Annotated in this window: 19 protein-coding genes; all 19 read right to left on the bottom strand. The window is 37.1% G+C overall.

Translation table 11 applies throughout. The features are described 5' to 3' along the window. Positions 1 to 22: 22 nt before the first annotated feature. Positions 23 to 526 (bottom strand): methylated-DNA--[protein]-cysteine S-methyltransferase, encoded by a 504-nt coding sequence (locus tag L323_RS30090; protein WP_020815376.1) that lies wholly within the window; start codon positions 524 to 526, stop codon positions 23 to 25. 93 nt (positions 527 to 619) lie between these two features. After that, positions 620 to 2,794 (bottom strand): beta-glucosidase family protein, encoded by a 2,175-nt coding sequence (locus tag L323_RS30085; RefSeq protein WP_020815375.1) that lies wholly within the window; start codon positions 2,792 to 2,794, stop codon positions 620 to 622. Positions 2,795 to 2,847: 53 nt separating this feature from the next. After that, entirely contained in the window at positions 2,848 to 3,867 is a 1,020-nt protein-coding gene (locus L323_RS30080; RefSeq protein ID WP_020815374.1) for an aldo/keto reductase, read from the bottom strand. Positions 3,868 to 3,890: 23 nt separating this feature from the next. Then, positions 3,891 to 5,459, bottom strand: coding sequence for a response regulator transcription factor (locus L323_RS30075; protein WP_020815373.1), 1,569 nt, complete (start codon positions 5,457 to 5,459; stop codon positions 3,891 to 3,893). Continuing rightward, entirely contained in the window at positions 5,428 to 7,236 is a 1,809-nt protein-coding gene (locus L323_RS30070; protein WP_020815372.1) for a sensor histidine kinase, read from the bottom strand. The genes L323_RS30075 and L323_RS30070 overlap by 32 nt, the downstream gene beginning before the upstream one ends. Positions 7,237 to 7,247: 11 nt before the next feature. Further along, positions 7,248 to 8,546: an extracellular solute-binding protein gene (locus tag L323_RS30065; protein WP_020815371.1), complete on the bottom strand. Its 1,299-nt coding sequence runs from the start codon at positions 8,544 to 8,546 to the stop codon at positions 7,248 to 7,250. Between the two features lie 98 nt (positions 8,547 to 8,644). Beyond that, positions 8,645 to 9,475 carry a carbohydrate ABC transporter permease gene (locus L323_RS30060; RefSeq protein WP_031342015.1) on the bottom strand — a complete coding sequence of 277 codons (831 nt, stop codon included), beginning with the start codon at positions 9,473 to 9,475 and terminating at the stop codon, positions 8,645 to 8,647. 5 nt (positions 9,476 to 9,480) lie between these two features. Continuing rightward, a complete protein-coding gene (locus tag L323_RS30055) occupies positions 9,481 to 10,383 on the bottom strand; it encodes a carbohydrate ABC transporter permease (protein WP_020815369.1) in 903 nt (300 codons plus the stop codon). 158 nt (positions 10,384 to 10,541) lie between these two features. Continuing rightward, the gene (locus L323_RS30050) at positions 10,542 to 11,900 is read right to left on the bottom strand and encodes an extracellular solute-binding protein (RefSeq protein ID WP_020815368.1); all 1,359 of its coding nucleotides are present in this window, start codon (positions 11,898 to 11,900) and stop codon (positions 10,542 to 10,544) included. A gap of 170 nt (positions 11,901 to 12,070) precedes the next feature. Then, positions 12,071 to 13,513, bottom strand: coding sequence for an MBOAT family O-acyltransferase (locus L323_RS30045; RefSeq protein ID WP_020815367.1), 1,443 nt, complete (start codon positions 13,511 to 13,513; stop codon positions 12,071 to 12,073). A gap of 2 nt (positions 13,514 to 13,515) precedes the next feature. Then, entirely contained in the window at positions 13,516 to 14,568 is a 1,053-nt protein-coding gene (locus L323_RS0120675; RefSeq protein WP_031342014.1) for a hypothetical protein, read from the bottom strand. 183 nt (positions 14,569 to 14,751) lie between these two features. Beyond that, positions 14,752 to 15,900, bottom strand: coding sequence for a carboxynorspermidine decarboxylase (nspC, locus tag L323_RS30040; protein WP_020815366.1), 1,149 nt, complete (start codon positions 15,898 to 15,900; stop codon positions 14,752 to 14,754). Between the two features lie 111 nt (positions 15,901 to 16,011). Next, entirely contained in the window at positions 16,012 to 17,211 is a 1,200-nt protein-coding gene (locus L323_RS30035) for a saccharopine dehydrogenase family protein (protein WP_020815365.1), read from the bottom strand. Between the two features lie 239 nt (positions 17,212 to 17,450). Beyond that, complete coding sequence (locus L323_RS30030; RefSeq protein WP_020815364.1) at positions 17,451 to 17,645, bottom strand: aspartyl-phosphate phosphatase Spo0E family protein; 195 nt, start codon at positions 17,643 to 17,645, stop codon at positions 17,451 to 17,453. 54 nt (positions 17,646 to 17,699) lie between these two features. Continuing rightward, entirely contained in the window at positions 17,700 to 18,284 is a 585-nt protein-coding gene (locus tag L323_RS40560) for a copper amine oxidase N-terminal domain-containing protein (RefSeq protein WP_242835267.1), read from the bottom strand. After that, the gene (locus L323_RS41625; RefSeq protein WP_038275579.1) at positions 18,259 to 18,519 is read right to left on the bottom strand and encodes a hypothetical protein; all 261 of its coding nucleotides are present in this window, start codon (positions 18,517 to 18,519) and stop codon (positions 18,259 to 18,261) included. The genes L323_RS40560 and L323_RS41625 overlap by 26 nt, the downstream gene beginning before the upstream one ends. 94 nt (positions 18,520 to 18,613) lie before the next feature. Next, complete coding sequence (locus tag L323_RS30015; protein ID WP_020815363.1) at positions 18,614 to 19,588, bottom strand: Gfo/Idh/MocA family protein; 975 nt, start codon at positions 19,586 to 19,588, stop codon at positions 18,614 to 18,616. 106 nt (positions 19,589 to 19,694) lie between these two features. After that, positions 19,695 to 20,366 (bottom strand): DUF421 domain-containing protein, encoded by a 672-nt coding sequence (locus L323_RS30010; protein WP_020815362.1) that lies wholly within the window; start codon positions 20,364 to 20,366, stop codon positions 19,695 to 19,697. A 31-nt stretch (positions 20,367 to 20,397) separates the two neighbouring features. Next, positions 20,398 to 20,769: a DUF4363 family protein gene (locus L323_RS30005; RefSeq protein ID WP_020815361.1), complete on the bottom strand. Its 372-nt coding sequence runs from the start codon at positions 20,767 to 20,769 to the stop codon at positions 20,398 to 20,400. Positions 20,770 to 20,836: the final 67 nt, after the last annotated feature.

The raw sequence follows: 20,836 nt of genomic DNA, 5'->3' as shown, positions 1-20,836 counted from the left end.
TACCTAGATTATCTGATTAAATTCAAATTTTTCTTTTTTCTATTTCAAGAAGCTTTTGCTTTATTTCTAAGCCACCTCTATATCCAGTCAGACTTCCGTTTGCCCCAACTACACGATGACAGGGTATAAATATGGGGATTGGGTTTTTATTGTTGGCCATCCCTACTGCCCGGCATGCCTTTGGGTTTCCTGCTGCTTCAGCAATCTGTTTATAGCTTTTTGTATCTCCATATGGTATTGTATTTAGACAATTCCAAACGGTTTTCATAAAATCTGTTCCTTTTGGAGCCAGTGGCAAATCAAAGGCTATCCTTTTACCTTTTAGATACTCATCAAGCTGATTACCGGCTTCTCTCAAAAGAGCTGTTTCATTCAGATAAAACCCTGACTGTTGCAGGAACTTATCTCCATTAAACACAGCTTCCTTATTGTAATCGGTTTCAAAAAAAACGTTTGTTATTCTGTTATCTTCCTCTGCGATGCCTATTGTCCCGATTTGTGTTTGAAAAAAGTATATATTTATCATTTTATTTTTTCCTTTTCCGGCATTATTATTTTCAAAGTAATTTATAAAGGCATTACCGTTTGTTATCGGTAATGCCTTTATATACTACTATATTTATTTTAAATCAAAATCAGCTTTAAGTAAATCATTGCAGGCAGAAGATGCACCAATCATTGCAACATACTGTATATCCTCGACCGCCCACTGCTTTGATTCAGGACAATAGTATGCAAGGTCGTCCTTATTTATCTCAATTACCCCAGTCTTTTTCTCTCCCGGCTCAAGGTGTATTTTGGTGAAGCCTTTAAGATCCTTTACATGGCGTTCAACCTTTGAACCCCTGTAGCCTATATATAATTGAACAACTTCATCTCCGGCCATTTTTCCGGTATTGGATACATCAACCGAAACAGAAATTATGTCACCCTTCTTTGAAACTTTTGGATTGCTGTAGCTGTAAGTTGTATAACTGAGTCCGAATCCAAAAGGGTATGAAACAGGGTACTTTTTCTTGTCAGCTAGGAAGTAGCCGTGATAATAGTCATATACAATGGAAGTTGCATTCATATCATAGTAAGGCAACTGCTGGGGAGTTGCAGGTACTGTAACCGGCAGCTTGGCAGAAGGATTTACTTTTCCGAAAAGTATATTTGCCAGAGCAGTTCCGCCTTCCATACCGGGATACCATTGGATAAGAATGGCCTTAGCCAAGTTCTTCCAAGGTTCAACAATAATAGTACTTCCGCCCTGCAAAACGACAATTACATTCTTGTTTACCTTTGATACAGTCTCAATAAGGTCTTCATCTTCAGGGTGCAGTCCGAGATATTTCCTGTCGCCTCCCACGTCACCGCCATTTGTAATAAATTCTCCCTCATCAAGAGAGGTTAATCCTGCTACAATAACAACTGCGTCTGCATTCTTTGACAGCTCCTGAGCCTGATGGGGTGTTCTACCGTCTACATATTTAACTTCTATTCCGCTTCCTGCCTCATTAATAATACCCTGAAGCGGTGTTATGACATAGTGAGGAAATACCGCACTGCTTCCCTTTAAATCACCTGTATTAGGTTCAACAGCCAACCTTCCAACCACTGTAATTTTCTTAACCTTATCTTTTTCAAGTGGAAGTATTCCTTCGTTTTTAAGTAGTATAGTTGATTTTTCAGAAACCTCACGAGCCAGCTCAGCATGTTCCTTACTTCCCATTTTTTCCGGGGAATATTGTGCCTTATCTCCAACAAACGAGAATCTGATTTTTTGTCTCAATATTCTCTTTACTGCTGCATCTATCTTACTTTTATCTACTTTTCCGTCTCTGACAGCCTCAACGAGTCTTTTACCAAAGTACTGAGTTGCATACATCTCCATGCATTGTCCGCCGTTTGCCGCATCTACAGTATCTCTGACACCCCAGATGAAGTCAGACATTACAAATCCTTTGAAACCCCATTCCCCATTTAGAATCTGATTCAGCAGGTAATCATGGTGACCACACCACTCTCCTCTTACACGGTTATATGAGCTCATAATTGCTGCAGCACCCGCGTCTACACATTCCTTGAAATGAGGAAGGTATATTTCACGCAGGGTTCTTTCATCCATTTCAACACTGACTTTAAATCGTGCATTTTCCATACTGTTGGCAACATAGTGTTTTATACACGCCATCATATGCTTTTGAACGCCCTTCGTTAATGCAGCACCCATTTTACCTAAAAGGACAGTATCCTCACCATATGTTTCCTGAGCACGTCCCCACGCAGGATGGCGAAGGAGATTTATACATACTCCTGCAAAAAAGTTTGCACCTCCTGAGCGGCCTTCTATACCTATTATATTTCCCACACGTTCCTCAAGTTCCGTGTCCCATGTTGAACCACGAGCAATTGATACCGGAAAAGCAGTAGCATTATAGCTCATAACAATACCTGTAGGTCCGTCTGTAAATTTAACGGCCGGTATGTTCAATTCCAAGTCCTCACCTGCGTAATATGGAATATAATTATATCTTGGAGGGTTTAAAGGTGCATACCGTGCGTCATTGTCACATGACATCTGGTAAACTTTCTGCTCTAGAGTCATTTCAGATAAAACATCTTCTGCCAGCTTGTCGATTTCTTCCTCTGTCATCTCAGGAAGATTTTCAAAACGGCCCCATTCAGTATCCAGATGTTTTACAGGGTTTTCTTCCAGTTCCTTTTTTATAATACTTTCAAATTCCTTTTTTTCTTCCCTTGAAAGTCGGAAGAATTCATCACAGTGAAAAATTCGAGTGTTAACAGCCATAGTTAAATCTCCTTTTTTAATATAATGTTTACTGCGATTGTAATGTTTATTCTTTATCTATTTTTAGCATAAAACTCGTTATAATCCTGCAACTGTACTTTAAGAAGATTTGGAGTATCAATACTATATGGGCAGTGGTTTTTGCATTGTCCACATTCAATACACTTATTAATAAGTTCCATCTTTCCTTTAAACTCATCGCTCAAAAACGGTCGATAGGGTGCTCGCCGAATAAGCAGTGATATTCGTGCCTGAGTCGGAATCTCAATTCCTGCCGGACAAGGCATACAGTAGCCGCAGCCCCTACAGAAATTCCCTGCCAGTTCTGTACGATCTCTTTTTATGACCTCCCATAATTCATCATTGAGTATAGGAGGGTTTTTTTCTAATTCAAGAAACTCGTCAAGCTCAGCTTCTCTTTGTATCCCCCAAATGGGAACAACATTATCAAACTGCCTTAAAAAAGCAAAAGTTGACGCCGCATTTGTAATCAAACCACCTGACATGGCTTTCATAGCTATTAGCCCAACATCCATTTTTCTGCATGCCTCAACAAGTTCAAGATCAATATCCGAAGAAAGGGAACTTAGTGGGAACTGCATTGTGTCATACAGACCTGATTCAACTGCTTCCACTGCGGTTTTTATTCTATGGTTTGTAATTCCTACAAAGCGCACCATACCCTTCTTTTTAGCTTCCATCATGCCTGCATATGAGCTTTCAGGGTCCTCCGGGTCAGGCAGGACACCGGGATTATGAAGCTGAAGTATATCAACATAATCTGTTTTCATATTTTTCAAGCTGGTTTCGAGATGTTCAAGCAGTGTCTTCCTATCTGTTGCAACACTTTTTGTTGCAATTATTATATCTTTTCTTATATCAGAAAAGGCATATCCCAGCTTCTCTTCACTATCTGTATACATATGGGCAGTATCATAAAAATTAATACCCCCGTTGTAAGCCTTTAAAAGAATTTTTCTTGCTTCATCAAATGAAATTCTCTGTATAGGTAGTGCACCAAAGCTGCTTCTTGCAACCATCAGCTCTGTCCGTCCCAATCTTATCTTCTGCATGTCAAACCTCCATTAAGAACTTTTTACTCCGGATTATTCTGTCTGTCCCTGAATTCTGTAGGAGAAAGTCCTGTATTCTTTTTAAATGCAAGAGAAAAATAATTAGTATCGTGATATCCTACCTGTTCAGCTACCTCATAGGTTTTAAGTCTAGACACAGTAAGAAGATGCTTTGCTTTTTCGATACGTTTACGAGTAATATATTCGTTGCAGCCCTCTCCCATTTCCTTCTTGAAAAGTCTGGAGAAATAATTTCTTGCAACATGGAACTGTTCTGCCAAAGTAAAAACTGTCAGATCCTCAGTAAGTCTTTGATTGATAAATACAGTTGCCGCCTCTATTATCTCATGCATTTGCTTCTTATTAGTATACATTAGTTTTACAATAAACATTTCGGTAAATACACAGCAATTTTCTAAATCGTTGGTTTGAAGAGTTGTAATCAGTGTTTCCAGCCTGCCGTCCGCCGGATTTCCTGTAGTTTTAAGGTATTCCCAATAAAAAGCTGATGCCAGATCGTAAAACTTTTGCTCGGCTATAGACTTTGAAACTCCTGATATTTTAACTTCGTTTATGTACTTTTTAAGATATTCCTTTGCTGCTTCGGTATCATGGAAGCTGGAAAGTATTTTTTCTTTTAGAACTAAAAGTTTATCCTTTTTGCTTGGGTAGTCATTCCCAAGCTTGGAGTTATGATGTTTGTCAGAATTTAATTTCTTAATACCGCATTTTTCCCTTGCATTTCCATAGGAAAATTTTATCCGTGACATGTTTGGAACAACGGGGCCTATTCCAACCCTCATTTCTACATCAAATTCCACATTAATGATTTCCTGCAATTTTGAAATCTGTTCTTCGGCATTTTCAGATTTTTTATCTACATAAAATATAACAACTATATCACCATCAGAATTCTGAAAAGTCCAGCCTGAATTTTTTGCATCCACCATATCAATAAAAAAACTCTTTACTGACATCATAAGCAAATTCCTATGCTGATTCCAGATACTATTCTCAGATATTTCAGGAGTAAGTACCGCAACCTGATATTCACAATTATCTGCAAATTTTATACCTTCCGGTACTTCAATGGCATAAGCGTGATCAACTGCTTTTTCAGTAAGCTTAATCAGTGACTTTTCAAACTCTCTCTGGTTTTCAATCATCCTTTTACGGCTCATAATGCTATTTTCAACTGCAGATTGTATTTCAGACTGTATATGGTCTATTTGTAGTTTTATACATTTAATAAGGCTGGTCTCATCTACCGGCTTTAATATAAAGTCCTTAACACCCAGTGAACAGCTTTTTTGAGCGTATTTAAAGTCATCGTAGCCTGTCAGGACAATTACTTTCAAATCAGGCACCTTTTCAAGCATAATTTTGGTCATTTCCAGCCCGTCCATTTCAGGCATGCAAATATCCGTAAGCATTATATCCGGTTTGGTATCCTGCACTATTTTCAGGGCTTCCTTTGCACACGATGCTGTCAGAACATCGCTTACTCCTAAATTTGACCATGGTATCATATTGTAAAGGCCATTGCGAATTATACTTTCGTCATCTACAATCAACACTTTGTACAAATTCATCACCCACCGTTCTTTGTATTTCACTGCGGAGTCTGACGTTAACGGTTACTCCGCCATACTCATTACTTTCGTAATACAGTCCATAAGGGCTGCCAAGAAATAGTTTTATCCTCTGGTGAACATTTCTGACACCATATCCCACGCTTGGATCATTATCCTCCAAGGTCTGGTTCAACCTGCTTATTTGCTCTGCTGTCATTCCGGTTCCATTATCGATGGTTTTAACAATAATGTCATCTCCGTCTCTTTCAGCCGTTATTTTAATAAACCCCTTTGCTTCCCTTCCTCTTAATCCATGGTATATAGCATTTTCAACCAAGGGCTGCAAAGTCATTTTGGGAATTTTGACGTCATAAAATTCCTCAGGTATGTCAATATAGCTTTCCATTTTTTCCTTATACCGTATTTCCTGTATGGTCATATAATTGTCGACATGCTCTGCTTCATTTTTTAAAGGAATAATAGCCTCTCCCTTACTAAGGCTAATTCTGTAGAAGCCCGCTAATGCCTTTACCATAGTAGAGATTTCATGATGTCCGCAAAGCAGTGCCTGCCAATGAATTGATTCCAGTGTATTGTACAGAAAATGGGGATTAATCTGGGACTGTAGAGCCTTAAACTCTATTTCTTTCAGTTGCCTCTGTTCCTCATATATCTTTTTCATTAATTCATCTATATGCTCAACCATTATATTAAAGCCCTGTGAAACCTGCTGAAAATCAGATCCGTAAGTAGGCAAACTTATTCTCGTTTCCATGTCTCCCGTTGACACTCTGGACATTCTATATATAAGCTCATCAAAGGGTCTGAACAAATGCTTACTGAATCCATAGGAGATAAAAATACCAACTATCAAGGTTATTATGACTATAATAAAAATTGCTAACAGCATAACATTATTATCTCGGAGGAGATAACTGATAGGCAATGTGCCTACGACATACCAATCCCAATCCTTTACATACTTGTAAACAACAAGCTTTCCATTTATCTCCTTAGAACCATCCTGCTTGTGTACTATGTTTTTAAGTCCGGCATCGGCATATATCCTGTTTTTATTCATATGTGATATTATCATGCCATTTCCGTCCATGATAAAGGTTTCAAGGGGAAGATTCGTATTTGTATGTGAATAGAATCGGGCAACAACATCCTCTGAAACAGAAATACCCAGTATACCTATTGGCTGTCTTATTCTATACACATCAAATATAGGTCGGTAAATGGATAGGGTATATTCCTTGTTTATGACAGGGTCTTTCCTAAAACTTGTTCTTATAGGACTACCTGTTATATCATTTTTAGATAAATATCCTATACCCGTTGAAAAGTCCGACTTATTTCCGGCTTTTGTGGGCCCCAGATATAATTCCTTGCCATTGAGAAGTTTATAAACATATACATATAATATATTTCTTTTTGAGCCAAGTATGTTGGACATCAATTTGTATACATCGTCAACCTTATCAGTAAACTCCAGATTGTCTTCATCGGGGTTTGAAAGGTATTCCTGAAAACTTTTGTCATTTATAATATTATCCGGGGTACTCTCAATATTTTTGAGATAGTCCTCCAGATTCAGTGTATTCTGTTCCAGCTGTTGCATTGTCATATTCTTTGCCTGCTCTTTTATTGAACGGCTTGTAATCGTGTATGAGCAAGCCACTACAATCAAAACTGTGATACAAATCGTTATTACAAGAAAATACGTAATTTTTGATCGGAATGTCAAATTTCTTATTGTTTTTTTTACTGACTGTAATAACCAATTTTTCATATCCTCACCTGTTACTGATTATAGTATTGTTTTGTAATCTTTTCCAATTGCTCGGCTGCTCTTTTTGGGTCTTCACCTCCGAATATACGTCGTGAAAGGATTAAATGAGCTTCCGACAGCTTTGGAGGAAGGTACTGGTCATACCAGAATTGAACATTTGGAGATTGATTTATATAACCCAATATTTCATTAATCAAAGGATCTTCTAAGTCCAGATCCTTGACAGGCGGTATTTTTCCTGCATCTATACGCTTTTCTACTGCAGTATCATCAATTAAGTATTTTATAAGCTCAAAGGCTTTATCAGGATACTCACACGAACTGGCAACGGAGTAATAATTGTCTCCAAGTGTTCCGATAGTATTACGGGGATCCCCTTTTCCCCCTGGAATTGAAGGAAATGGAAATACTCCTATCTTTTCCACAAAATCAGGCTTTTCGTATCTGACATTGCTTATAAACCAACTACCGGCTAATGTCATACAAGCTGAATTATTGTACAAAAGATTTCTGGAATCCCCGGCATCTTCGTCCATCCAGTTGAAGCCTTTTGGGAAAGCCCCCATATTTACAAGCTCCTGCACCATTTTTCCGGCCTGCACAAATACATCGTTATCAAATGAACCATTATTCTTCCTGTTTGCTGCATTGTCAAAAACAGAAGGCCCACCAAGGCGATCTACAAAATACATGTAGAACATCGACCCTGTCCAGGCTGTCCTGTTAGCAAGTGCAAATGGGATGTATTGCTTTTGCTTTAACCTAACTATTATATCCTTGAGTTCATCAAAAGTCTTTGGTTCGGATAATTTCAAGGCATTAAAGATGTCTTTGTTATAGAATATAAGTGCGATTGACATATTTTCAACAGGCACACCCCATATTCCGTTCTCATCGGTAACCATCTTTAACGCCTTGTCATTAAACCGCAGACTGTAATTGTCGGTCTTCATGTATTTTTCAAGATTTACTACTCCACCAATACTTATGTACTGCTTTAAAATTCCCCCGGACCAGGTGGGAAAAACATCCGGCATTTGATTAGTTGCTACACAAACAGATAGCCTGTTCTTGTACAAGTCGTTGGGTATAAGTTCGTGTACTACTTCAAAACTACTGTTATCCTTTTCAAATCTGTACACAGAATCGGCAATTACCTGGTTTACAGATGAATCACCCTGTATGGTATACAAAGTCAATTGCTTTTTAGAAGGGTTTGGCTTAACCAGCACGTTATCTCCGTCATAAAAGCATCCAGAAGAAATTAGTACGATCATCAGTATAATAAGGGCTTTAAATATTTTTTTCATATTATACCTCATTAGTTAATTTATAGCCTTATTATATACCATCTGGAGGCTTATGTCTGTAGCAAACTACTGCGATTTTACCCTGTTTTATGTTAAAATTATCCTTTAACCGCACCGGCCATCATTCCTTTTATGAGTTTATCCTGACCAATGGCAAATGCAAGAATCATCGGCAATGCACATAAGGTCAAAACAGCCATAATCATAGGTATGTTAGCATTATACTGTCCTTGGTACTCCCATATTGAAAGGGGAAGTGTACGGCTTTTCTGTGACTGTGTAAGTACAAGAGCAAAGCTGAACTCATTCCACATGTTTACACTGTTGTATATGGCGAGTGTTGCAAGTCCCGGCTTTGAAAGTGGTGCTATAATGTTGAAGAATGTGCGATACTTGCCGCATCCGTCAATTTCGGCCGATTCCTCCAGTTCTTTTGGAATTTGTGCCATAAATCCTGTAAGTATGAATACGGATATAGGCAGATTGAAAGCGGTATATGGGCCAATGAGTGCAAATATTGTATCATACAGGTTCAATTTTTGTGTAAGCTGGAATACAGGTATCAAAGTTACATGTATCGGTACAGCCATTGCAGCAACTATTATTCCGAAAAGAGGCTTGTTAAGTTTAAATTTGAATCTTGAAAAAGGATATGAAGCAAACAGAGATGTAAATAATATCAATACTAATGATACTCCAACTACAAATATACTATTAAAAAGGTACTTGTAAAAATCCCCCTCAATGACCTTGTGAAAGTTCTGCAAGTACAGGCCTTTCGGTATTGCAAAAACTCCTGTTGTAAATATCTCAAACTGTTCTTTGAAGGCTGATGCCACCATAAAGTAGAAAGGAGCACCTGCAATTGCAAGCCATATCAATGCCAGTAAGGCAACGATTATTTTTCCGACTTTAAATTTCTTTTTCATGTGCATCAGGCCTCCTCTTTTCCGTTTATCACTCTGAGTGTTACCAAGGAAATAACGGTAATTATTATAAACATTCCGGATGCTACCGTAGCACCGTATCCCATTTTACCTATGGTAAATGCATTCTTATACATGTACGTCGCCATGAGCTCTGTGGCACCGTCAGGACCGCCTTGTGTCATAACGTAAATCAAATCGAAATATTTGAGAGAACCTACAAGTGACAGGACAGCTGCACTTTTAATAGTTCCCTTCATGGATGGTAAAGCAACCCTCCAAAAATATTGGCTATGGGATGCACCATCAATAATTGATGCTTCATATATTTCAACCGGCAACGAACTTAATGCTGCCAGAAAGTAAACCATGTAAAAAGGTATAAACTGCCAGCATATAACTGCTATTACACCAAAAATGGCTCTATGCGGGTCTCCCAGCACATCAACCATTCCCTGTCCGCCTAACATAGTATCAACTGCACTGATTAATCCGAACTGAGGGTCATATGTATACTTAAATAAGAATCCAACTGCTACTGATGACATTAGCATTGGAAGAAAATATATCATTTTAAGGAAATTAAGTTTCTTCCCCCCCGTGTCGAGAAGAAAAGCAATAGCCATTGCTATAGGGAGCTGGATTGCAATGGACAATACCACTATAATCATGTTATTTAAAAAAGCTTTGAAAAAGATTTTATCTCCCAGTAGAGTCTTCCAGTTTTCCAGACCCAAGAAAGCTTTTCCGGAAGTAATGCCGTTCCATTCATGTAGACTCAGCCAAAATGAATCAATTATAGGATATATAATAAAAATAAGAATAAAAAAGAATACGGGCAGAAGAAATACTGTTGTTGCTGTTAACGTACTCCTTTTTCTGTATTCTGATAATGAGCGGGTAGCTTGCATTATATCTTCCCCTTCCTGAATTGCATTGATTTTAGAGAAATAAGGATTATATATCTTTTTTTCTTACGTTAAGTTTATTCTGTATAAATTGATTGGGTACCTGTAAGTTAGTACCCAATCAATTTATACTCTGAATTTACTTTACGTCACTCTAATACTTATTTTTTAGCTGCTAACTCCTTAGCCTTTGCTTCCATTTCCTTATCAACCTGGTCAGGAGTCTTTGATAATCCGAATAAAGCCTGTGTAGTACTCTTATGGAGATCGCTCAATTCAGGTGACAGGTACTGGTCATACCATAACTGAACAGAAGGAGCTTTTTGAACTGCATCCAAAACGTTCTGGAGAAGAGGATCGCTAACCTTTACACCCTTTACTGGAGGAACTCTTCCTGCTTCGATACGTTTTGCAACTGCTGTATCATCTATCATGTACTGGATAGCCTTGAATGCGCCTTCAGGGTCTTTACAAGTCTTTGCAATATGATAGAAGTTGTCTCCAACAGTACCAACAACTGCATCCGGTTCACCCTTACCGCCTTCAGCAGCCGGGAATGCGAATGAGCCTACTTTTTTCATAAAGTCTTTGTTTTCGCCTGCAGCTGTTGAAAGGAACCATGAACCCATAAGAGTCATAGCTGCTTTTTCAGTGTAAAGAAGTGTACGGGATTGTCCTGAATCTTCATCAAGACCGTTGAATCCCTTGTTGAAGTAATCCTTTTTAACCCAATCCTGTATAATAGTCCCAGCCTGCTTAAATGATTCATCTTCAAATGATCCGGTACGTGCAGCTGCATTCTTGAATGCATCTGCTCCACCAATACGGTTAGCAAGGTACATATAGTACATTGAACCTGTCCATTGGGTCTTGTTTGCCAGTGAGAATGGGATTATACCATTTTTCTTTAAAGTATCACATACAGTTTCAAGTTCCTTTATAGTCTTTGGAACCTGAAGGTTATATTTAGCAAATAAGTCTTTATTGTAGAAGAACATTGCAACTGATGTATTTTCTACAGGAACACCCCATATCTTATCTTTGTATGTAGCCTGATTAATACCTGCATCCATGAAACGGTCCTTATAATTGTCTTTATCCATGTAAGGTGTTAAATCTACAATCTTGTCTGCATCAACATATTCGTTCATTGAACCGCCGGTCCAGCTAAAGAATATATCAGGTGCAGTATTTGAACTCAACGCAATTTTCAGCTTTGTTTTGTATGCATCGTTCTGCATAACCTGAACATCCACTGAATACTTTGGATTGTCTTTAGCGAACCTGTCAATATCTGCCTTAACGTTGGATGTCATAGGCTCAGTTGTCTGAATATGCCACAAAGACAACTTTACAGGATCGCCTGATGCTACAGTAGTTGTTGTAGCCGCTGATGAAGTATTTGCTGCCGACGAAGAGGATGATGATTCGGATTGGTTCCCTGAACCACAAGCCGCAATTGATACTGTCATAGCTAGTGCTAAAGCGGCAGAAAGGGTTTTTCCAATTACTTTTTTCATATTTTTGCCTCCTTTATTAATATGTTCTAATTCTAACACGATAAAGGAGGCATTTTAATTTAGAAAACTTACTTCTTCATATAAAATTGTGACATTTATATAATTTTGTTACTATAAGTTAGCAGTATTGCATAATACGGTAATTAGTGCTCGTACAAGACGTGATATCATCAAAACTGAAAATAAATAAAAGAATTGGTATTGAAAACTCCAAATATAATAATAAAAATTAATGCTGAATAGTAAACAATCCACCTAGACGCAACATGTCGCGTATTTAGATCATTAATTATCTTTCTATTTCGTTGATATAACTGCACTGCCAGTAATAAAATAATTACTCCACAGCTCAATAACAGTTGGTATCTGGAAACTCCTGCTCTTCCTATGTCAATTTTCAGGCTGAAATCCATAAAAATACGCTTAATAATTGTGACGGCCTCTGCAAACGAACTAGCTCTGAAGAATATCCATGAAAAGCATATCAAATTAAATGTACAAAATACTTTGACCACTTTGTTTACATTTGGGAATTTATCTATGCCTGTCCATTTTGTAATTTTGCCTCTTATGTCCTTACTAATTATTGCAAAGACTAAATAGAAACCGTTTAATCCGCCCCAAATAACATAGTTCCAATTGGCTCCATGCCAAAGTCCGCTAAGAAGAAATACTATCATAGTATTCCTAAACCACTTCCATTTAGCACATCTGTTGCCGCCTAAAGGGATATACACATAATCAGTAAACCAGCTTGATAGTGATATATGCCATCTCCTCCAAAATTCAGATATTGTCTTTGAGAAATATGGCCTTTTAAAATTCTGCATCAATTCAATTCCCATTACTCTCGAAGCTCCGCGCGCAATATCTGTATATCCTGAGAAGTCACAGTATATTTGAAAAGCAAAGAAGTAGGTTGCAATTACTAAGGAAAAACCGTTTACTGCCGTTGGATTTCCATAAACACTATTTACTACCAGCGCCAGATTATCTGCAATTACTATTTTTTTGAAAAACCCCCAAGCCATAAGCTTTAAACCATCTGAAACCCTCTGAGCATCAAAGCTATGCTCTTTATGAAATTGCCACAGCATGTTTTGAGGTCTCTCAATTGGCCCGGCAACTAACTGCGGGTAGTACATAACATATAAGGCATAAATTCCAAAATGCTTCTCCGGCTGTTGTTTACCCCTATATACTTCAATTATGTAGCTCATACTCTGAAACGTGTGGAATGAAAGACCAATAGGTAATATAATGGAAAGACCAGCTATTGGATAATTCCAATTTAACATGTCCGATAAATGCTTTATATTCTCATTAAAGAAGTTAAAATATTTAAAGACAAATAACATTCCTATGTTTGTAATTAAGCTTACAATAAGGAATATTCTCTTACTGTTACCTTGCATCCGTGAAATAATTATCCCCGCAAAGTAATCAACAACAATAGTAACTCCAAGTATTAATATGTATTTAGGAACAAATGCCATATAAAAAATACAGCTACTAATTAAAAGCAAAAACCAACGAATTTTGTGTGGTAATAAAAAGTACAACACTGTTACTACAGGAAAGAATATTAAAAACTCGATTGAATTAAACAGCATTTCTATATCTCCTTGTCAAATTTATTCCATAAATCCTGTGCAATGAATGCATATCCATCCGGCAGTAAATGTACATGATCGGAAAAAAGTTTATAGTCAACTTTATTATTGTAATTTAAAAATTTTGCATTCTTATCGTTAAAAAGCTTTTCTATAGCAGCAATGTTATCCTTATAGCCCTGTTTTGCTGTCTCATTTTCAAGCAGTTGGTTATTTGTTGCATTTAATATAAATATTATATTTTTATCCTTTTGTAACTCAATAATCTTGTTTATAAAATAAATTTGTATACCGTTTTCAGTCAGATTAAACTTCTTATCCGAGAAATACCATCTATTTTCGGGCTTTGTCATAGCATTTTTCAAATCTGCCTTTGAACTCCATACGCTCAAAGCCGGTTTAGATTCTTTTAGCAAGCTATTTGTTATTGATTTTATCTTATTTGTTACAAATCCACTATTTCCAATAATTCCGATATTTCTATTGGCAAAATGATATATCTCTGCTTTGATGTTTTTCCAAAGTGAATCTTCTTTTATTGCACCTAATTCCACCATTTTATTATAGCTATTATTATCTAGCTCCTTTAAATAATGGTTAAACCAGTATGTCGGAGTCTTTGCATTTATTTCCCAATAAGAAAAATTCAAGATAACATTATCTATTGAAACATCATATTTCTTCAACAAAAGCAAAACTGTGTAATAATCTCCGAACATAGTTGACGGTAGTGCTAAATTAAAAAACTTAACATCTTTGCCTTCATTTTTTGAAATAGTATTTAAGTAACTACTGATTGTTTTGTCTGGAGGACATGGGGTTCCATAACCAACTGAATCTCCAATAAATATGTAATAATTTTTTATGTTTTCTCTTGAAATAGTTTGTTTAATGGATTTAACAGCCAACTCTATAGAATAAACATTATCTTTAAACACTTCATAGTTAATTCTTTGATTATAAACATATCTTGCAGGGAAAGCATATGTAAAAATAATCTCGGTTGATATCAAAAAAATTATTAAAAACACAATTGATTTTCTTAGAATTTTCATATTTCACCTTTAATTAGTATTTTTTACCACATCCTCCACATAATACTATATTCCTATTTGTTTTTCAATATTGTGTAGCATACATACATATACTACAATTTACAAAAAATACGGAAAGTGTATTACAGGTTTATATTTAACCCGAAATACACTTTCCGCATAACCAGAAATACCGTCTATCAATTACGATAATCTGCCTTCAAAATCCTCATATCCGAACCGCTTTATTATCCTTATTCCTTCCTTTTCACTGTAAAGTGCAATGGAGGGAAGGTTTACACCGTTGAAGGTATTGTTCTTAACCATTGTATAATGTGCCATATCACAGAAAACAAGTCTGTCGCCCGGTTTCAGGTTTTGTTCAAAAGAATAGTCTCCGATAATATCCCCAGCCAGACAGGTATGTCCTCCAAGCCTGTAGGTTATCGGGCTTTCATCCGGCTTTCCAGCACCGATTATGTTGGGCCTATATGGCATTTCCAGTACATCCGGCATATGGCAGGCTGCCGAAGTATCTAATATTGCAATATTCATTCCGTTTTCTACTGTGTCAAGTACCTTTGCTACAAGATAGCCGGTATTTAATGCGACTGCCTCTCCGGGCTCCAGATATACGTCAATACCGTATTTATCCTGAAAGTATTTAATTGAACGTTCAAGTGCTTCTATGTCGTAATCAGGTCTGGTTATATGATGGCCTCCGCCAAAATTCAGCCATTTCATATCCTTGATATAATGTCCGAATTTTTCATCAACTACTTTAATTGTTCTCTCCAGTGTATCTGAATTCTGCTCGCACATTGTATGGAAATGGAGCCCTTCAATACCGTCCAGCTCCTCAGGCTTGAAGTTGGGAAGGGTTACGCCCAGTCTTGAGAATTTGTAGCATGGGTCATATATTGGATGCTCCAATTCAGAATACTCAGGGTTTATACGAATTCCACAGCCTATTTTTTTATCAGACGTCTTTACCTTGTCTTTATATTTGTTCCATTGATGAAATGAATTGAACACTATATGGTCACAGTATTTCATTATCTCATCAAACTCTTCTTCTATATATGCAGGGGCATAAATATGAACCTCTTTGCCCATTTTTTCGTAACCCAGTCTTGCCTCAAACAAAGAGCTTGAAGTAACTCCTGCCAGATATTTTCCAACCAGCGGATATACAGAATGCATGGAAAAACCTTTTTGTGCCAGAAGTATTTTGCAACCTGTGCGCTTTTGAACTGAATCCAGAATTTCAAGATTCTTTACAAGAAGACGCTCATCAACTATGTAGCATGGCGTCGGCAAGCTTTTTATATCAATATCTAAATTTTTAATCAATTTATATTAGCCTCCATGAGCCGAAATTTATTTAAAAAAGTTAATCAGCCGCCGCCAGCCTCAACTATTCAGTAGTTTTGACATTTGGCAGCGGCCGCTTGATGTACCTTACTAGTCTATAAGCTCTGGTGCGAAGCTTTCTTTCCAAGGAAGTCCGCATCTGTTTAGTTCTTCCATAAACGGATCGGGATCAAATTCTTCAATATTGAAAACACCCGGCCCTTTCCAGATTCCTTTTAACATCATCATAGCTCCTATCATTGCAGGAACTCCTGTTGTATAGGAAATTGCCTGTGAACCTACTTCCGCATAACATTCCTCATGTACACATACGTTATACACATAATACGTTCTTGGCTTTCCGTCTTTAATACCTTGTATAATACAGCCGATGTTTGTTTTCCCCTTAGTCCTTGGCCCAAGTGAAGCAGGATCAGGAAGTACAGCCTTAAGGAACTGGAGAGGAATAATCTTCTGGCCTTCGAAATCAATGGGTTCAATGGATGTCATACCTACGTTCTCAAGGACTCTTAAGTGTGTAAGGTATTTCTCCGAGAAAGTCATCCAAAACCTGATTCTTTTTACACCTTTGATATTTAGTGCCAAAGACTCAATTTCTTCGTGGTGTAACAAATAAACATCCTTTGGTCCTATTTCCGGAAGATTGTAAACCCTTTTTAATTCAAGGGGTTCTGTTTCAACCCAGTCTCCGTTTTCCCAATAGCTTCCTTTTGCAGTTATTTCACGTATATTTATTTCAGGATTAAAGTTTGTAGCAAATGGGTATCCGTGATCTCCCGCATTTGCATCCACTATATCTATATAATGTATTTCATCAAAATAATGTTTCTGAGCATATGCACAGAAAACACTAGTAACTCCCGGGTCAAAACCGCTCCCTAAAAGTGCTGTTATTCCTGCCTTTTCAAATTTGTCTCTGTATGCCCATTGCCATTTATATTCAAACTTTGGTATCTCTGGCGGCTCATAATTTGCAGTATCAAGGTAATCCACACCTGTCGCAAGACATGCATCCATTATAGTCAAATCCTGATATGGAAGTGCTACATTTATAACAATGTCCGGCCTAAATTTATTGATAAGGTCGATTAGCATATCAGTATTATCAGCATCCACCTGTGCTGTTTGAATCTTAGTTTTGCTTCCTGCCAATTTATTTTTTATAGCCTCGCATTTTTCCAAAGTTCTGCTGGCTATACATATTTCTTCAAATACATCGGGGTTCTGACAGCATTTATGGATAACAACACTTGCTACACCGCCCGCACCAATTATCAAAGCCTTTCCCATATCATCAATACCTCCTGATTTACATATCTTAATTACTTCACGGTGATTATACAGAAAATAATATCAAAAATCAATATAATTTATACGCATATGAATATATTATGTGATTATCATTAATTTTCTATCCGCTTTTGTCTCTACTTATAGTTTTTTCATACTTATAATTAATAAAACGGAACCTGTAGATAGAAAAGGTCTATTCATACAAGTTCCGTTTTTTAAACATATTTATTCATATATCAAGCGACTTCATTACTCTCTGTATTAGTTTCGGGCTTTGCTTGTTTCATATATTCTACTATTAATTCATCAAGTTTTTGGCTCAAATCTAAAACTTCCAGACTCATGCCTCCATTTTCCAGACAATCTTCCAGCTCTAGGTTCAGTCTTTCTCTTAATTTCTCCATATCGTTATATAATTGTTGTATATCCAATTAATGTATCTCCCCCTTAATATAACAGAGAACAAGCCGTTTGATACGGTTGTTTTACTGTGCTGCCGGAGTCGTTGCTGGCTCTGTCGGTGCTGTTGTCGGCTGTGCCGGAGCTGTTGTTGGCTCGGTTGGTGCTGTTGTCGGCTGTGCCGGAGTTGTTGTTGGCTCGGTTGGTGCTGTTGTCGGCTGTGCCGGAGTTGTTGTTGGATCAGTTGGTGCTGTTGTCGGCTCTGCCGGTACAGTTGAAGTCGGATTTTCAATCTCAACTACCTGTGAATCACTGTCCCATTTTACCAATAATCCCATCTTCTCAACAATAAATTTTATTGGTACAACAGTTCTTCCGTTTATTGAACATGCTGGTACATCAATCGTTGACTCGACGCCGTTTACATATATTTTATTATTATCTAATTGAAGAACTATTTCAGTACTATCTTTTGTAATGACAACCTTTCTTTCTGCAGAAATCCATTTAACCTCAGCTCCGAAAGCTTCTGACAATGCCTTTACCGGAATTAGTGTCCTACCGGATTTTATAACCGGAGGTGTATCAAATTTTACTTTGGCACCCTTAACAATTATGTTTTCTACCGGCAATACTGCGACATTCTTATTGTTTTTTTTGTATTTTATCACCTGCAATTTTCAGTTTTGCAAGCTCATCCTCGGAATAAGTAGCTCTGATAGCTGCCTTTTCTGCATCTCTTTCCTGCTTCTTAATGCTGTTGGCATTTTTACCCGATTTTTCGCTTTTAGCTGTCACATGTGTTGAGGGTGTATTACTGCTGTTTGCCAGCACACCCGGCATTACTAAAGATGTCATAAGAATTGTAAATGCCAATGACCCAATCAATACTTTTTGAAATTTCATTTGAATTCCCCCCTGATAAATATAATTTGCAGACAATTTTTGCTGCCAATATATTCATTCGTCATAATTTGTTTTTTTGAGGGGGGAACATTTTTTATATATTTCCTACAATTCCCCACTGATTCATCAGCTTATCAAATACATCGGCACAATTTGCCGTATCTTCAAGGGGAATTATATCACTTTCAAGCTTGCCTTTTTCAAATAATTTATTAAAATGCCTTATTTGATAAACAAAACCATCCTGGCAATAATCTTCAAAAGATTCAACCAGGTTATTATTATTGTCGTAAAGCTCACATTTCTTTGAACTGAAAAACTCATACACTACAATTCTTCCATTTGTTCCGTAAATTCCCGCATCCTTGTTCACGTGGGCCCGGGTTCCACAGCTCAACATTGCCAGTGCACCTGATTTAAAGCTCATATTTATTACCGCAAAATCATCTACACCGGTCTCTGCTATCGTTGCAAATCCACTGACTGTTTCAGGCTTTTCTCCAAGAATTCCTGTTGTAAATTCTATAACATATACACCTGTATCATATAGGCTGCCGCCTGCGAGTCGAGGATTAAACAGTCTGTGTTTAGGGTCATAGGGTGCGTTAAAGCAGAATTTTGCATCTATCAGCCTTACATCACCTATTTTGCCTGAGTCTACCCATTCTTTTGCTTTTTGAAAGGAAGGCAGGCAGCGAGTCCACATGGCTTCCATTAAAAGCACCTTGTTTTTCCTTGAAAGAGCAATCAGTTCTTCTGCATCTTTTTTATTTATAGCAAGAGGTTTTTCACATAAAACGGCCTTACCGTTTTCAAGACACATCTTAACTATATCATAATGAAAATTGTGTGTGAGTGCGACGTATACGACATCTACTTCCTTATCATGTATCAGGTCAATATAGCTGTCATAAATTTTTGATGCTTCGAATTTTTTGGAAAAAGCTTCTGCTCTTTCCCTGTTGCCGGAAGCTACAGCCGTTAATTCTGCATCCGGAATGGTATTTAAAGCTCCGGCGAATACCTGAGCTATACCACCTAACCCTATAATACCATATTTGATATTCATTTGGAACCTCCACATATAAAATACAGTGGTATAATGATACATTATACCACTGTATTTTATTTTAAAACAATAGTTATTAAAATACTTTTTAAAATACTTTTTAAAATCATTTTCTGTAAACTATTAAGTTCCATGAAGAATCCAGCTCTGTAAGGAAAACTTCATGAACATAATCATTTATTCCCTGTTTTTTTAATTCTTCTACCAACCAGGCTTCACTCCTGCCAACATACTCAAGATTTTCCCTCACAATTTTTCCATTCATTATCAGAGGCATACTGATTGGCTCATGGGAAACGTTTATATTCATATCCTTTTTGGTAACGGGCTTATTCTGTGAATTGGCAAAAACAGAAAGTGTACCGTTAGGCTCGAAAACTGCCGCTTCAATATCTGAAATCCGGTTGAACCCTTGTTGCCTTATCATTCCGAAAAGCACATTTAAACTCATGTTCAGTCTTTTTATTTCATTAAAGTCTATCTGACCGTTATTTATGACAACAGAAGCACTGTGCTCCATTATTTTTGTGAACCTGTCTGAAACAGCTATCCTTGACGTTAATAACATTAATAATATTAACAGACCTGTTCCATAAACGGATTTAACCATTACCTTGTCAACCAGTGGTTCTGCTGCAACATTTCCTATAATCATAAGTCCTGCAATCTCATATGCAGTCATCTGAGCAATTGCCTTTTTTGTAAGTATCCTTGTTGATAAATAAGTAAAAAAGTAGACTAAAACTACTCTTACAGAATAAGTTAAAACTGTTTGCATATTTTTCTCCCATACTTATTTAAATGCTGTTTTACGGTTCTGCAAATGGCTGCACCGCATATCCAAGTGCCGCTTTCAATAATCCGGTGTACTCCATGGCGCTATCCTGTTTATTTTTTACAGCAACAGCAAGTTGTTCCACTGTATGGTTAAATGTAATATTTATTTCGCTTGAATTATTAATTTCAATAAAATATTTTCTGGCCTTGTAAGTAGCTGTGAATTTTTCTGTTTCTTTTTCCGCCCTTGTCCAATCTTTATTTGTAACTGCCTGTTCAACAGCTTCCAATTGGCTTCGCATGGTTCCTGTCTTAAAACACACAGTAAAAACTATCCACATTATCAAAAACAGCACAAGCCACACAAATGCAAGTTTTCTTCTTATATCAGCCCCGATTAACACAATGCTACACCTCCCCGGTACAATTAACATTATTGTGCTTAAATTGCATAAAAAATATTTACTTTAG

Source organism: Ruminiclostridium papyrosolvens C7, from assembly GCF_000421965.1.
Classification (GTDB): domain Bacteria; phylum Bacillota; class Clostridia; order Acetivibrionales; family DSM-1351; genus Ruminiclostridium; species Ruminiclostridium papyrosolvens_A.
Note: the sequence above shows the minus strand (reverse complement) of the source record. Positions and strands in the feature narration are given on the sequence as shown.

Bases quoted from the DNA above. Each gene is read 5' to 3' on its own strand.
- L323_RS30090 (WP_020815376.1), bottom strand. From the start codon at position 526: ATGATAAATATATACTTTTTTCAAACACAAATCGGGACAATAGGCATC.
- L323_RS30035 (WP_020815365.1), bottom strand. From the start codon at position 17,211: ATGGGAAAGGCTTTGATAATTGGTGCGGGCGGTGTAGCAAGTGTTGTT.
- L323_RS30085 (WP_020815375.1), bottom strand. From the start codon at position 2,794: ATGGCTGTTAACACTCGAATTTTTCACTGTGATGAATTCTTCCGACTT.
- L323_RS30050 (WP_020815368.1), bottom strand. From the start codon at position 11,900: ATGAAAAAAGTAATTGGAAAAACCCTTTCTGCCGCTTTAGCACTAGCT.
- L323_RS30060 (WP_031342015.1), bottom strand. From the start codon at position 9,475: ATGAAAAAGAAATTTAAAGTCGGAAAAATAATCGTTGCCTTACTGGCA.
- L323_RS30045 (WP_020815367.1), bottom strand. From the start codon at position 13,513: ATGCTGTTTAATTCAATCGAGTTTTTAATATTCTTTCCTGTAGTAACA.
- L323_RS30010 (WP_020815362.1), bottom strand. From the start codon at position 20,366: ATGCAAACAGTTTTAACTTATTCTGTAAGAGTAGTTTTAGTCTACTTT.
- L323_RS30055 (WP_020815369.1), bottom strand. From the start codon at position 10,383: ATGCAAGCTACCCGCTCATTATCAGAATACAGAAAAAGGAGTACGTTA.
- L323_RS41625 (WP_038275579.1), bottom strand. From the start codon at position 18,519: ATGAAATTTCAAAAAGTATTGATTGGGTCATTGGCATTTACAATTCTT.
- L323_RS30075 (WP_020815373.1), bottom strand. From the start codon at position 5,459: ATGAATTTGTACAAAGTGTTGATTGTAGATGACGAAAGTATAATTCGC.
- L323_RS30070 (WP_020815372.1), bottom strand. From the start codon at position 7,236: ATGAAAAATTGGTTATTACAGTCAGTAAAAAAAACAATAAGAAATTTG.
- L323_RS0120675 (WP_031342014.1), bottom strand. From the start codon at position 14,568: ATGAAAATTCTAAGAAAATCAATTGTGTTTTTAATAATTTTTTTGATA.
- L323_RS30015 (WP_020815363.1), bottom strand. From the start codon at position 19,588: ATGAATATCAAATATGGTATTATAGGGTTAGGTGGTATAGCTCAGGTA.
- L323_RS30065 (WP_020815371.1), bottom strand. From the start codon at position 8,546: ATGAAAAAAATATTTAAAGCCCTTATTATACTGATGATCGTACTAATT.
- L323_RS30080 (WP_020815374.1), bottom strand. From the start codon at position 3,867: ATGCAGAAGATAAGATTGGGACGGACAGAGCTGATGGTTGCAAGAAGC.